This window comes from Vallitalea longa (assembly GCF_027923465.1).
Taxonomy (GTDB): Bacteria; Bacillota; Clostridia; order Lachnospirales; family Vallitaleaceae; genus Vallitalea; species Vallitalea longa.
In genome coordinates, this window is record NZ_BRLB01000013.1 from 68,957 (window position 1) to 84,061 (window position 15,105).

13 protein-coding genes and 1 riboswitch are annotated in these 15,105 nt (G+C 28.3%); of the genes, 12 read left to right on the plus strand and 1 reads right to left on the minus strand.

The window, feature by feature from the left end; all coding sequences use genetic code 11:
• Positions 1–28: 28 nt before the first annotated feature.
• From QMG30_RS17625 to QMG30_RS17670, 10 genes are all read left to right on the plus strand, one after another.
• On the plus strand, positions 29–1,057 hold the full coding sequence (locus QMG30_RS17625; protein WP_281817631.1) for a sugar kinase: 1,029 nt from the start codon (positions 29–31) through the stop codon (positions 1,055–1,057).
• A gap of 271 nt (positions 1,058–1,328) precedes the next feature.
• The gene (locus QMG30_RS17630; protein ID WP_281817633.1) at positions 1,329–3,974 is read left to right on the plus strand and encodes a DUF5050 domain-containing protein; all 2,646 of its coding nucleotides are present in this window, start codon (positions 1,329–1,331) and stop codon (positions 3,972–3,974) included.
• Between the two features lie 81 nt (positions 3,975–4,055).
• On the plus strand, positions 4,056–4,526 hold the full coding sequence (locus QMG30_RS17635) for a cupin domain-containing protein (RefSeq protein ID WP_281817635.1): 471 nt from the start codon (positions 4,056–4,058) through the stop codon (positions 4,524–4,526).
• 173 nt (positions 4,527–4,699) lie between these two features.
• A riboswitch (molybdenum cofactor riboswitch) is annotated at positions 4,700–4,841 on the plus strand.
• A 168-nt stretch (positions 4,842–5,009) separates the two neighbouring features.
• Positions 5,010–5,564 (plus strand): ECF transporter S component, encoded by a 555-nt coding sequence (locus tag QMG30_RS17640; RefSeq protein ID WP_281817637.1) that lies wholly within the window; start codon positions 5,010–5,012, stop codon positions 5,562–5,564.
• Positions 5,565–5,596: 32 nt separating this feature from the next.
• Entirely contained in the window at positions 5,597–6,109 is a 513-nt protein-coding gene (locus QMG30_RS17645; RefSeq protein WP_281817638.1) for a molybdopterin-dependent oxidoreductase, read from the plus strand.
• On the plus strand, positions 6,106–6,792 hold the full coding sequence (locus QMG30_RS17650) for an ABC transporter ATP-binding protein (protein ID WP_281817639.1): 687 nt from the start codon (positions 6,106–6,108) through the stop codon (positions 6,790–6,792). The genes QMG30_RS17645 and QMG30_RS17650 overlap by 4 nt, the downstream gene beginning before the upstream one ends.
• A 3-nt stretch (positions 6,793–6,795) precedes the next feature.
• Complete coding sequence (locus QMG30_RS17655) at positions 6,796–7,455, plus strand: energy-coupling factor ABC transporter ATP-binding protein (RefSeq protein ID WP_281817641.1); 660 nt, start codon at positions 6,796–6,798, stop codon at positions 7,453–7,455.
• Positions 7,442–8,176, plus strand: coding sequence for an energy-coupling factor transporter transmembrane component T family protein (locus tag QMG30_RS17660; protein ID WP_281817642.1), 735 nt, complete (start codon positions 7,442–7,444; stop codon positions 8,174–8,176). Before QMG30_RS17655 ends, QMG30_RS17660 begins: the two co-directional genes overlap by 14 nt.
• A gap of 12 nt (positions 8,177–8,188) precedes the next feature.
• Entirely contained in the window at positions 8,189–8,935 is a 747-nt protein-coding gene (gene mobB, locus QMG30_RS17665; protein WP_281817643.1) for a molybdopterin-guanine dinucleotide biosynthesis protein B, read from the plus strand.
• A 24-nt stretch (positions 8,936–8,959) separates the two neighbouring features.
• Positions 8,960–9,661: an RIO1 family regulatory kinase/ATPase domain-containing protein gene (locus tag QMG30_RS17670; protein WP_281817646.1), complete on the plus strand. Its 702-nt coding sequence runs from the start codon at positions 8,960–8,962 to the stop codon at positions 9,659–9,661.
• A 91-nt stretch (positions 9,662–9,752) separates the two neighbouring features.
• Here the strand turns inward: QMG30_RS17670 and QMG30_RS17675 are convergent, their stop codons facing one another.
• Entirely contained in the window at positions 9,753–10,340 is a 588-nt protein-coding gene (locus QMG30_RS17675) for a flavin reductase family protein (RefSeq protein ID WP_281817647.1), read from the minus strand.
• Positions 10,341–10,625: 285 nt separating this feature from the next.
• On the opposite strand from QMG30_RS17675, the gene QMG30_RS17680 reads away from it, so the two are divergent.
• Positions 10,626–12,626, plus strand: coding sequence for a methyl-accepting chemotaxis protein (locus tag QMG30_RS17680; protein WP_281817648.1), 2,001 nt, complete (start codon positions 10,626–10,628; stop codon positions 12,624–12,626).
• Between the two features lie 428 nt (positions 12,627–13,054).
• Entirely contained in the window at positions 13,055–15,043 is a 1,989-nt protein-coding gene (locus tag QMG30_RS17685; RefSeq protein ID WP_281817650.1) for a methyl-accepting chemotaxis protein, read from the plus strand.
• Positions 15,044–15,105: the final 62 nt, after the last annotated feature.

Consider the following 15,105-nt stretch of genomic DNA (forward strand, 5'->3'; position numbering starts at 1 on the left):
TAATCATATTGGAAAGGATTGAATATAAATGGGTAAAAAAGTAGTTACTATGGGTGAAATAATGCTTAGACTTTCTACTAAAGGGTATGAGAGATTCACACAAGCAGAATCATTTAATGTGGTATATGGTGGAGGAGAAGCAAACGTAGCAGTATCTCTTGCTAATTATGGCTTTGATGCTCACTTTGTGTCAAAACTTCCAGATAACCCAATTGGTCAAAGTGCTGTTAATCATTTAAGAAGATTTGGTGTTAATACTGATTATATTGCAAGAGGTGGAGACAGAGTAGGTATCTATTATTTAGAAACCGGTGCGTCTATGAGACCTTCAAAAGTTGTATATGATCGTGCTGATTCAGCTATCGCAGAAGCAGATATTGAAGATTTTGACTTTGATGAAATCTTTAAAGATGCTGAGTGGTTCCATTTTTCAGGAATTACACCTGCAATTAGTAAAAAAGCGGCAGTTCTTACTGAAAAAGCGTTAATAGCAGCTAAAAAACATGGAGTAACTGTAAGTGTGGATCTTAACTACAGAAAGAAATTATGGACTCCAGAAGAAGCACAAAAAGTTATGACTAATCTTATGCAGTATGTAGATGTATGTATCGGTAATGAAGAAGATGCAGAAAAAGTTTTAGGTTTCAAACCTGGTGACACAGATGTTACTTCAGGAAGCCTTGAACTAGAAGGATATAAAAAAATATTTAAACAAATGAAAGATAAGTTCAATTTCAAATATGTTGTAACAACATTAAGAGAAAGTTATTCAGCATCTGATAATGGATGGTCAGCACTTATCTATGATGGTAACGAATTCTATCGTTCTAAGAAATATGATATTAGAATAGTAGATAGAGTAGGTGGAGGAGATTCATTCGCTGGTGGACTTATTTATGGTCTATTATCAAGTAATGATGATTTCAAATATGCATTAGAATTCGCTGTAGGTGCTTCAGCATTAAAACATACAATTAATGGAGACTTTAACTTAGTAACTGCTGATGAAGTAGAAACACTTATTAATGGTGATGCTTCTGGTAGAGTACAGAGATAATTAAGATAGATAATATAAATTAGCTAAACATATAACATTAAATATACATAAAAACGGTTCTTTTGCTTATGGTGAAAGAACCGTTTTTGCTTTATCAATAATAGTTATCATATAGAATATTTCGTAAGTTATAATAAGTCACAGAATTTTTTGTTTGTATAGTAATATTGTAAAGTAAATTTAATATTGATAAGTTTATATTTGCTTGCATTTATCATCTATAAGGTATATTATGAAAGTACTTAATACATAGTATGTGTGAGGGATGAATATGAATGGAAGATACATAAAAATGAATATTATTGTTTTAATTTTCATATCTGTACTTGTGGGTTGTAATGGAGAAAATAGCAAGAATTATAAATCAACTTTCGATACTGAAACATTTCAAGAAGACAATGATATCATAAACAGTGTACAGGAAGACAATTCTAGTAAAGATAATTATGTAAAACCCAGAGTAAAAGTAGATGATGAAGATCAAGAAACTTTAGAAACATTCAAAGTTATAGAATCCAAAAAAGATATAACAATTAATTATGATATGTTTAAAAAACAATATGCTAATTTATCAGATGATATTATTGATATGAATGATTGGTGGCTGTATACAGAATGCGAACACGATAATAAGCCATATATATATCGATTCAATACAAAGACAGGAAATAAGATTAGAGTATGCGAAGGTAATATTGAAAGAAAGAAACTTTTACAAGATAAAATATATTATGCTAATGAATCAGGGATAAAATTACTTTATAATAATCAAAAAATTAACTTAATTAATAAACCTCTAGATAAATATCAAAAGATAAAAGATGGTTATATCTATATAATATCTAATACTCTTTATCATTTTAACACTCTAACTAATACAGAAAGTATTTTAGATACATTTAATAATCCAATTATTGGTGCAAAGTTAACAGCAGATTCGAATGATGATGAAATCATATATTGCATTAAAACTGAAGATGAGATTTCGGTTAGGATTTATAATATTAATACAAGGTCCAATAAAACTATATTGGAAAATCAATTCTGCAATAATATTATTAGTTGTGGAGACAAGATTTTCTTGTTTATTGATTCCGACAAGACTATATATGTATATGAAGATGATAAGATAAAAGAATTAGTAACAACAGCTTATCCTACAAAAAACGAAATAATATATTATGATGATAGAATGTTTTTTGCTAGTGATATGTTATATATATTAGATGTTAATACTTATTCAATCAAAGCAATAAATACATATAGTAGTAAAAATCGTATTATAGATTTACAGGGACAGGACTTATATATATATGGTCGACAATTAATGCTTTACGATATTGAGCATCAAAAATTGGAAAATAAAAATATATTCTTAGATTTAGACATGGATATTAACATTGATAGTAATTCAATAATTCAAGTTGACAATGAAAAAGATATTATAAAGAAGATGGATTTTGATGGTAATAGTTATAGTAATAGTAATCTAGGGGAATTTATGAATTATTTTATAGGTGATGATTCTATTTATTTAGTAGATGATAGAGGTATCATAAGCTTGCTTGATAAAGATAACTTGGAGAAGCTAAATGTAAACAGAAAATATGATAATTCATATATATATCAAGTGGTCAATAAAGATAATAAAAAAGAATTTAGAATTGAAAGTTATGACGCATCCGTTCACCTTAATAATAATACTTATTATCCTAGTAGTAACCATACATTAATTAATTTGATTTCAGATAAGAATGCATTAGAAAAGATAGGTATAATAAATAGTGATTGGTATGATTATAACAACAAATTCATTACGTATGTTAATGAAGAAGGAACTTTATATTATTATAACAGATATACTAAAGAAAGAAAAAGTCTAAAAGTTAAGAATGTAAATAATTTAAGAGTCATCAATAACACTATTTACTATTATTCTATAGATGATAAAGCTTTGTTTTGTTATAAAAATAATAGGCATAGTAAAATTGTTGATGGAAATATAAATAAATATGAGGTATTAGGTAATAAAGTTTATTATGAAGATGATTATCTATATAGAGTAGATAAAAGTGGTAATAATAAAGAAAAGCTTAACAACTCGTTAATCAAGATGTTAATAAAAATCAAAGATAATGTGTTTTATATAAACAATGAAGATATCAATGCGCTTTATAAAATAAATAACAATACAGAGTCAAGTGAATTAATTAATATTATACCTGCTCTAACAATTGATGATTATTTTACTGATGATGAAAAATTATACATCTACTATTTAGAAAAAGACAAAGAAGTTATAAAAGAAATAAATATCAATAATTTAGAATTTACCGATAAACTATATGAAAATGAGAACTGTATTATTTTTAATGAAACGTTACAGGGCAATAATATTTCTAGCGAAATCATATTAGGAGTATATGATAAGAAAAAACGTGATTGCTTATATTATGTAAGATGGTTCGGAGGTAATCAAAAATTTAATGATAATTACTTTTATTTTACAGAAAAAGGTAATAAGTATCCTTCTATTTTGAGAATTGATATTAATAATTTTAATTTAGAAGAGATATATGAGTGTACTAAGCTTACTATTGATAAACCAATTAGTTTTGTTGCAAATGTAAATTATTTGGCGATAGAAGAAATAGACAGTGGAAATGATTTAATGGTTAATATATATGATATCAAAACAAAGGATTTATTAAATAGCTTAAATAAATATTATAAATTAGGATTTTTAATAGATGATTATATCTATTATATAAGCGAAGACCAAAAAAGCATTAATAAATATAATATCAAGGAAAATATCAATGAAACCGTCATCAGAGCAGACAATTTAATACAAGAGCTATATATTAGTGATGATACAATATATTATGGTACCATTGAAGATCTGAAAATATTATAGAAAAATATGTAAACACAATTTTGATTGAAGAAATTGTGTTACTTTTTTATTTTATCTTAATAGATAGAGGAGATGATGAATGTGTATGATGCAGAGTATTTTATTGACAAGTTAGAACTGATTCCACATGTTGAAGGCGGGTACTATAGAGAATTATACAAGAATACAAAACAAACAAGTGATAGGTCTTTATCAACTACTATATATTATCTTTTGAAATCAGGACAAGTATCTAAATTTCATAAGCTTACGTCTGATGAAATATGGTTTTATCATTATGGAGCACCTTTAACAATACATATGATTACTTCTAATGGAGAATATTGCAATAGTATATTAGGATTAGATATTGAAAAAAATCAACAACCACAGATAATCGTTCCAGCAGGTACTATTTTTGGTGCTGAAATTACTGATAATGATACATTCGGTTTGGTAAGTTGTATGGTTTCACCTGGATTCGATTTTAATGATTTTCATATGTATACAAGTGATGAACTCATTGAAGAATATCCTATGCATGAAAATATAATTAGGACACTTAATGGTTAAGTGAAAACACATTGATAGATAAAGTATTATTTGTAAAAATTCTGTTGGTGTATTGTTAAATATGTCTTGTTATTTATACAAAATTACAAGTAAAATATATTAGATAAAAAATATATATGCATTATATATAATTGATTTGACATATGTCCCTAAAATATATTATAATTATACAAAACGAATATTTACTCCGAACTTATTGACCTAAGGTTGTACTATGGATGATAAGTCGAGCAAGATATAATATTATATCTTCATAGGGTATAATTGGAAACGATTATGCCTCCCGGTGTGGAAAGGAGGGAATTAGTAAACTATGGTTTATAAACTACAGTTTTTCCCTAATGGAAGACTGTTTTTTTGTTGAAATAGGAAAGTTCTACTTTCTATTTTCCTTGAAATTTTTTATGAGTCGTAGCCTTTTGTTCCTTTTCAAACATAAGTGGGTAGATAAGTAGATATAAGTATTTTACAGGGGGAATGATAATGAGAAAATTTCTTGATAGCTATCCTATATTTGAGTTAGTTATAATTGCTATGTTGGCAGGACTTGGTATCGCAACCAAATCAATAATAACCCCATTAATACATATAGTTTCTGGGCCACTGTTTATTCCAGGTGGAGCACTTGCAGGCGGATTTTATATGATGTGGATAATAATAGGAGCAGGTATTATCAATAAAAGAGGAACAGCCACATTGATTGCATTGGTACAAGGGATTATGGTGCTTGTATCGGGAACAATAGGGAGTCATGGAATTATGAGTTTAGTAACCTATACACTTCCTGGCTTGATGGTAGATATTTGGTATTTTATATTAAGGAAAAATGGAGACGGATTAGTGGATTGTTTTTCGGGATGTATTATTGCTAATATGACTGGAACGTTTTTATCTAATCTAGTGTTTTTTCAGTTACCATTATTGTTCTTAATACTATCATTAAGTACTTCAGCATTATCAGGGAGTCTAGGAGGAATTATTTCTTATAATATTGTACGTAAATTAAAAGAACTCAGGTTATTGAAAACTGAAAGCTAGATAAAAATTTTTTGAGAAGGAGAAAAAGGTAAATGAAAAAAAATATTGGTATAATTATAGGGGTTTTAGTAGTGATAGTGGGAATCACTGCTTATATGAATATGAGAAATTCTAAATCATTGATAGCTTTACAAGAAAATGCTCAATTTTCAATTAAAGAAAACGGTAATGAGAAAGTAACATTAACACTTGACCAAATAAGAGAATTTGGTGAAACTGATTTTAAAGGTAATTACAAAACTAAAGGTAAAGATGCAGTGGAATATACGTATACAGGTGTTCCTTTCAAAAATGTATTAAAAGAAGCAGGAATATCTTTAGACGATAAAATTTCTGTAGTCGTATCTTCTGTAGATGGATATGCTGTACCTTATGATATTGAAAAAATCAAAGAGGATGATAATATTTATCTAGCTTATATGAAAGAAAAAGAAGCTCTCAAAGGAAAGGATGATGGAGGCTGTGGACCTTTCTTGGTAGTAGTCAGTAAAGATCAATTTAGCCAGAATTGGGCAAAATTTGCAGTAGAGGCAGATGTGAAGTGAGGCCTGCTGTAGAAGTAAAGAACTTGTATTTCAAGTATGAAGGACAAGATAATAATATATTGAAAGGCATAGATTTTACAATAAACAAAGGTGAGATAGTTGGTATAGTTGGACTTAGCGGAGGGGGTAAAAGTACTCTCTGCTATACTCTAAAAGGTATAATACCTAATATGGTTAATGGAACTATTGCCGGGGAAATTAATATTTTCGGTCAAAATATTAATACCATGGAAAATTACGAGAAAGTTAAGCAAATAGGAATGGTATTTCAAGATCCAGAGTTTCAATTATTTTCATCTAGAGTAGAAGATGAACTCGCATTTGCATTAGAAAATATGTGTGTACCTAGAAAAACAATTATTAGTAAAGTCGATGAAATGCTTGATTTATTAGGATTAGAGAATTATAGAAAACAAAATCCCTGCCTTTTGTCAGGAGGAGAAAAGCAATTAGTTGCTCTTGGGGCTGTACTAGTTCTAGAGCCGGAAATTATAATTTTTGATGAAGCTATGTCGCAGGTAGATAATAGTGGAAAAGAGACATTAAAAAAAGTAATATGTAATTTGCGTAATAATGGAAAAACCATAATAATGGTTGATCATGAAATGAACAATCTAGATATTGTGGATAGAATCCTATTATTGAAACAGGGTAAAATTAATATCTATGAAGGAGACATGTAGACAGTGACGATTATACGAGCAGATAATATTTATTATGGGTATAAAAAAAACAGTAGTATAATAAAAGGCTTGTCATTGGAAATTGATAATAACATAACTGCTCTTATTGGTGAAAACGGTTCAGGAAAAACTACATTGGGGAAATTATTGTGTGGAATATTCAAGCCTACACAAGGTACTGTATATATTAACAATGAACCCACTAATAATATGTCTTTAGGTGAAATAGGCAAAACGATAGGATATCTGTTCCAAAACCCAAACAGACAAATATTTGCATTAACTGTTAAAGAACAAATGCTTTTTGTTGATCAAATCATGGACAAAGATGATATAGAAAGTAAAACAAGAATGGAAAATATATTAAATTATTTTGATCTGCATGAAAAACTTAATGAGTATACTTATAGATTGAGTCAAGGAGAAAAACAGAGACTTGCTCTTGCGAGTATAATCTTAAGTAATCCTAGATATTTAATTTTAGATGAACCTACGACAGGACTTGACATAATAAGAAAGCAACGATTAGCTGATTACATAAAAGATATTAAGGTAGAAGATATAGGAATTCTTATTATAAGTCATGATATGGAATTTGTTAATGAGAATGCTGATAGAATAATTACTTTGTCAAAAGGAGAAATAATTCATGACACTAAGTAGGGACGTTGATCCACGAACTAAATTATTCATTGTTGTGTGTATGTCTTCTCTATCAGTTATTATTAGGGACGTGAAACTGTTATTTATAATCTTTGTTATAAGTATCATTGTTTGTATCATGTTCAAAAGCCCTTTGTTGATAGTATTAAGGAGATTGAAAAAATTTATATTAATTTTTCTTTTTATGATTTTGATTCAAAGTGTATTTACTAATAGTGGGACACCGATAATAATATTTTTAGATATACCTTTATTAACTGATGTAGGTATTGATAAAGCTTTTCAGTTTGCATTTAGAATGATTATCATATTAATTTCTGCATCATTATTAATGACATCTTCATCAAGAGAATTATTGCAAGGATTAGTTCAAATCAAAATTCCATATGACATAGCCTTTATGGTTATGATAGGAATCAAATTTATACCATTACTTTCTGAGGAACTAAAAGATAATCTAACAGCAATAGAACTTAGAGGAATTAATATTAACAAATTATCTATTAAAAAGAAAATAAGAGTATATACATACATATTTACACCAGTTATAGTAGGAGCAGTGATAAAGTCAAAACAAATTGCTATTGCTATGGAATGTAAAGGGTTAAGAGCATTTGATAAGAGGACAAGCTACATAAAACTCAAGTTAAATTTTGCAGATTATTTTATAATGATATTATCAACTGCTATAACCAGTTATATATATTATATATATTTATAAGGGGATGAAGTAATGAAAATATTTTCTGTATATGGTTATACTGATTCGGGTAAAACGACTACAATTGAGAATATAATTAAAGAACTAAGGAAACGAAGATTTACTGTTGGCTCAGTTAAAGAAATTCATTATGAAGAATTTGAAATAGATAAAGAAGGAACTAATACATCAAGGCATAAAGAAGCAGGATCACAATTGGTTACTGCAAGAGGTTATCATGAAACAGACATCTTGTATCAGAAGAAATTATCTGTTGAAGAGATATTATCGTTCTATAACCATGATTATGTAATTCTAGAAGGCGTAACCGATTATAATATGCCTAAAATATTGACCGCTAAGAGTATAGCAGAAATCAGAGAAAGAATAGATGATAGTGTGTTTGTCATATCTGGTAGAGTCGCTGAGCAAATAAGTGAATACGAAGGCATTCCTGTTATTAATTGCATGAAAAATATTGATGAGTTGACTAATCTGTTAATAAATAAAGTTTATGATAAATTACCTGATTTCAGCAAAAATTGTTGTAGCGAATGTGGTTATGATTGTAGAACATTAGGTAATAAAATATTAAGGGGAGAAGCTAAAAGAGAAGATTGTAGTATAAAAAACACATATACTAAGTTATATATTGATGATCGTGAAATAGATATGGTTCCTTTTGTAAGCAAAATCTTAAATAATGCTGTTTTAGGAGTTATTAAGGAATTAGACGGTTATAAAAAAGGAAGTACTATAAGAATTGAGACTAAATCTTAATCTAGTAAAGGATCCAGAATGAAAATGAATTATGAATTAATGAAAACCTTTAAAAGTCGGAAAAATAAAGTAGAACTTATTTATGATATAGACAATGGAATGAAGTTGGTTCGCAAGGAATATCTCAACTTGGAACATTGTAAGAAAAAAGAAACAAGTATTTTGAGAATATTAGAAAAACATAATGTGAAAGTTCCAAGAATTATATATGAAAATAATAATATGATATATATGACATATATCAGTGATGTAACATTATTAGACTATTTTTTGCTGATTGAAAATGATATTGTTATAGATAAGGATAAAGCAATTATAGATATTTTCAAAAAGGTGTTTTCATGGTTAGAGCAATACTATCAAATCACTTTTGAATATATGGGTAGAAGATTGATATTCTATGATATTAATTTTAGGAATTTCTTAATAAAAGATGACATAATCTATGGAATAGATTTTGAAGATAGCATTAGTGGATCTAAAGAAATAGATGGTGGACGATTTTGTGCATATTTATTAACATATAAACCTATATTGACTGAATGGAAAATCAATATTACTGCGAAAGTTATAGATTTATTAGTTGATGATTTTAAGTATGATAGAAAATCATTATTAAACGAAATAAAAAAAGAATTAGATAAAATTAATTTTAGAAGATGGGATGGACATAGAACCAGTAAAGTAAAATATATAATTAGTTTATTAGATAGTTATGCAGAATAAAAATATTAATTTTTTTAAAGTATTTTTATTCTGCATAAGTTTGTTCAAAATTATAAATATATTTATTGTAGACAGGGTTAAGACTAGAGAATTATTTTTTACGATATTTCTTTTTAGGCTTTTTTGCAACAGAATATCCAAATGTACCTAATTTCTTGCCTAGGGAGAAATAGGTTCCATGTGAATAGCATATTGGATTAGATTTATCAAGATGGAATTTATTGTTTTTGTCTATATACTGATCGTCTGCATTAACAGCGACAACTTCTGCAATAAACATATCATGAGAACCAAGTTTAACGATATCTTTAACGATACATTCTATATTAACAGGACTTTCAGCAATCAAAGGTGCATCAATTTTAGTTGCTTTTTCTATGGTAAGATTCATCTCACTGAATTTATTAATATCTTTTCCTGATTTGACGCCACAGTAATCTACTGCTTTAACTAAATTCTCACAGGTTAGATTGATAACAAATTCTTTTGTCTCTTTAATTATATTATAAGAATATCTATTTGGTCGGACAGATATATAAGTCATTGGAGGATTAGTACATATTGTTCCCGTCCATGCAATTGTTATAATATTATAATTGTCTTTATTGTTTCCGCAGGAAACTAATACAGCTGGTAATGGATAGAGCATATTACCAGGTTTCCAATTGATTTTTGCCATAATTAAACTCCTTTATTACTTATTGTACTTAAATTACCATTTGTATAAATTTCATGAAATTTATATGGTAAAAATGTTAATTTAAGCTTATTTATAAATGGAACACTTATTAATATTATATATATATAATTAAAAAAATCAAATATTTTAATTAAATATATGTAGTGTTTTATAAAGAATGCAATATCGTAAAATCAATATATATAAATAAACAGAATAGAAATAATTGACATATTTTATCAATAAGCGTAACATGGTAGGTACTAGAAAGGGGACTTTATTATAATGAAAAGCATTAAATTTAGGCTAATTTTTATTTTATCTATTATTATTATAGTGGCATGCGGTTCTTTAAGTATCATTTCTTACAATTTCAGTAAGCAGACATTAGTTAGATGTGTGGAACATAATCTTACAATCATAGCTGAAAAATCATCTCAGGTAATTGAAGAAAGAATTAATAATGAGTTAGGTAAATTAGAAGTTATAGCTGGTCGAACTAGAATAACTGATCCAAATAATACTAATGAAGATAAGTTGAATGCATTAAAAGAAGAAGTTAAGAGAAATGGATATCAATTGATGGACTTGGTAGATATCAATGGACAGGCTATTTCTACAGAAGGAAAAACATACAATATAAGTGAAAGAGATTATTTTCAGAAAGCGATAAATGGTCAATCTACAATATCTGATGTTTTGGTAAGTAAAGAGGATGGATCTCTTATTATTGCTTACGCAACACCTATAAAATATGATGGTGAAGTACAAGGGGTAGTAGTTTCATTAATGAATGCTCTCTCTTTTAGCAATCTTGTATCTGATATTACAGTTGAAGAATCTGGATATGCTTATGTTGTTAATGATAAAGGTTTAATTGTAGCTGATAAAGACGTTAATAGAGTTTATAATGTGAATTTAATAGATGAAGCTAACACTGATAAGTCTGCTAAAAAGTTAAGTAATTTGCTAGTGAAAATGATTGCCAGAGAACATGGTAGTACATCTTATACATATGATGGTAACAGAAACATGATTGGCTATGCACCTATAGAAAATACTAATTGGTCAATAGGAATTACTGCACCGTTAAACGAAGTTCTTTCAGAACTTGATGGAATGGAAAGAAGTACATTGATAACTTCAATAGTTATATTAATAATATCACTGATCTTAATGTATATAATAGGTATATATATAGCAAAACCATTGATACAGCTATCTAAAAATATTGATATCATGTCTAAATTTGACTTGACAGAAAGAAAAGATAAAAATGATAGCAAACACAAGAGTAGAAAAGACGAGATTGGATTTATATATAATTCTATTTCTGTGATGCAGAATAATTTTGTTAATCTAATTAGAAAAATTATTGACACCGTTAATAGAATTAACGAGTCTTCTTCTAACATGAATTTAACTACACAACAATCTGCGAAAGCTGCAGAAGAAGTAGCTATTACAATAGGAGAAATTGCACAAGGGGCTACGGATCAGGCAAAATATACTGAGTCTGGTTCACAGACAGTGTATGATTTAGGTAATTTAATTGAAACAGAAAATGAATGCATAGATGAAGTAAGTGATAATGCAAATGAAGTCATAAAATTAGCAGATGAAGGGTTAATTGAAATAAATCACTTATTAAAAAATACAGATTTAAGTATTGAAGCGACAAAAGAAATATCTGATGTTATTAAGAAGACAAATGAAAGCTCAATAAAAATTTCTGAGGCTAGTACAATGATAGCTTCGATAGCAAAACAGACCAATTTATTAGCACTTAACGCTGCAATAGAAGCAGCAAGAGCTGGAGAATCAGGAAAAGGTTTTGCAGTTGTTGCAGAAGAAATAAGACAATTAGCAGAACAGTCTACGTCTTCAACAAAAGATATTGATAAAGTGGTTAATGAATTAACAACTAATGCTTCTTTAGCTGTTAATCGAATGAAAGATGTATCATCAGTAGTAGATAACCAGAGAAAGAGTGTGGATGTCACTGAATCAAAATATAAACAAATCGTTGATGCTATTAATGATACAGGTGAAAGTATTAAAAAATTGAATAACATTGGTGTTGATTTACAAAGCAAAAAAGAACATATATTAGAGGTAATTCAAAACATGTCTGCTATAGCTGAAGAAAATGCAGCAAATACAGAAGAAGGAGCAGCTTCTACCCAAGAGCAGTCAGCAGCTTTACAGCAAATTGCTAGTACCAGTGAGAGTCTTTCTGCACTAGCAGCAGAACTAGAAAAAGAAGCTTCAAGATTTCAAGTTTGATAATAATATTTTTAATAAATAATCAGTTGAGTTAATCATTATAAAATCAATGAATAGACTTTGTTTAGTCAGTATACTTCATAATGAGGTATAATTCTAAGCTCTGACGGGCTTAGTTCATGACTAAACAAAGTCTTTTTTATTAAATAAGAAATAGTATTGTGATAAACAGATAAAAAAATTTTTTTATAGTTATGATTTTTGTTGTTAATTTCATAAAAATATTTACAGTTAAAGGTAATATTTATATAAAAGAGAGCTGTATATAAGTATTATATGTAATAATTAACTTGATATTATTATTAGAAATAGTACTATGCCTTATTAAATAAAGAAAAAGACAACACTTACGTTATATTTATATTGTATAATTTGACATTTTTTGCAGAATCAGGTAAAATATAACATTATAAGAGGGGGGATAGGGTGTGAAGAGTATTAAAACCAAATTAATTTTAGTTATTTCAATTATAGTCTTAATTTCGTGTTTGGCATTATCTTTTTTAGTATACAAGTACGGCAGTGATATATTACTAAATAAGACAGAAGATAATTTAGTAATAATATCTGAAAAATCATCACAGGTTATAGCAGAGAGAATAAATATAGAAAAAAAAGTACTTGAATCTATTGCATCCAAAGAAAAAATAGTTGAAACGTATGTTACCAAAAGAGAGAAAATGATTGCTCTTAATAATGAGATAAGTAAATATGGATATTCAAAAATGTTCATTTCAGATGTTGATGGAAAAGCGTATTCCAATAAAGATGAAGAGAAAGATGTATCTGAAAGAGAATATTTTAAAAAAGCATTAGATGGAGAAACTATTATTTCAGATGTACTTAAAGATGAAACGGGTAAATCTTTATTTGTTACATATGCTACTCCAATCTATAGGGGTGGTGGAATTTGTGGAATACTTATCGCTATTCAGGATATTAATGCTTTTACAGAAATGATTTCAGATATTACAATTGGTGCTAACGGATATGCTTTTATTGTCAATAAAAATGGTCAATTAGTAGCTGATAAAAGTATAGAGAGAGTTAATAGTGTCAATATGATAGACGAATCCAAGAACTCCAAACAATACAGCAAAATCGTTAATGATATGATTGAAGGATTAAGTGGTAGTGGAGAATATACTATCGATGATAACAATAATATAATGGGATATGCGCCAATAGCTAATACCGATTGGTCTTTGGGGGTAGTAGCTCCAGTCAATGAAGTACTAAAAGAATTGGATCAATTAAAAATATTAAGTTTCAGTACTACAACTATAATGTTGATAATAACTTTATTATTAGTGTATATGATTGGTTCAATGATTGCAAAACCACTAAGACATTTGGCAAAAGTTCTAAATAGGTTATCAAATTATGACTTAGCTAAGGATGATACACAAATCAGTAAATATTTTAATAGAAAAGATGAAATTGGTATTATATCCAATGCGCTTTTTAAAATGCAGAATAATTTTATTGATTTGATTACTAAAATAACAGATGCTTCTAGAGAAGTAAGGGATTCATCAATGGCTATGACAGATATTACGGAGCAGTGTGCTAATACTGCTAATAATGTTGCGGTAACTATAGGAGAAATAGCAAAAAGTTCTTCTGAGCAAGCCCATAATACTGAAGTAGGATCAGAATCAATCTATCAGTTAGGTAATCTTATTGAAGATGAACATAATGTTATGATAGAGCTTAATGATAATTCCAATAAAGCAGATGAATTAATAGATTCAGGTCTCGTGGAAATTAGCGAACTAATTAACAAGACTGAAGAAAGTGGTAAATCAGCAAAAGAAATATTTGGTGTCATTGCAGAAACCAATAAAAGTACTCAAAAGATTGGAAAAGCAAGTACAATGATTGCAGCTATAGCAGAACAGACTAATTTATTGGCTCTAAATGCGGCAATTGAGGCAGCAAGAGCAGGTGATGCAGGAAAAGGATTTGCAGTTGTGGCTGAAGAAATACGAAAACTCGCAGAACAGTCGACTACTTCTACTAAGGAGATAGATAAGATTGTTAACGAGTTAGTAAACAATGCAAAAGAAGCAGTAGTTAGAATAAAAGAAGTATCAGATATTGTTGAACAACAAGTCACAAGTGTGAAAGAGACAGAGAGAAAGTACAAAGATATTTCTTATGCTATAAATGATTCTAGCAAAAGTATTGATAAATTGAATTCATTAGGAGAAGAGCTTAAAACTAAGAAATCAGAAATATTAGATGTTATTAGTAATTTGTCAGCTATTGCAGAAGAGAATGCAGCAAGTACAGAAGAAGTAGCGGCATCTACAGAAGAACAATCTGCATCATTACAACTAATAGTGTCAACTAGTGAAAAACTATCCCAATTAGCTAATGAGTTGGATAATACGGCATCTAGGTTTAAAATATAATTAAATAAATATTTACATTAAGATGATGAAGAGGCTTAGTCCAATTTCATTAAGTTAATGAT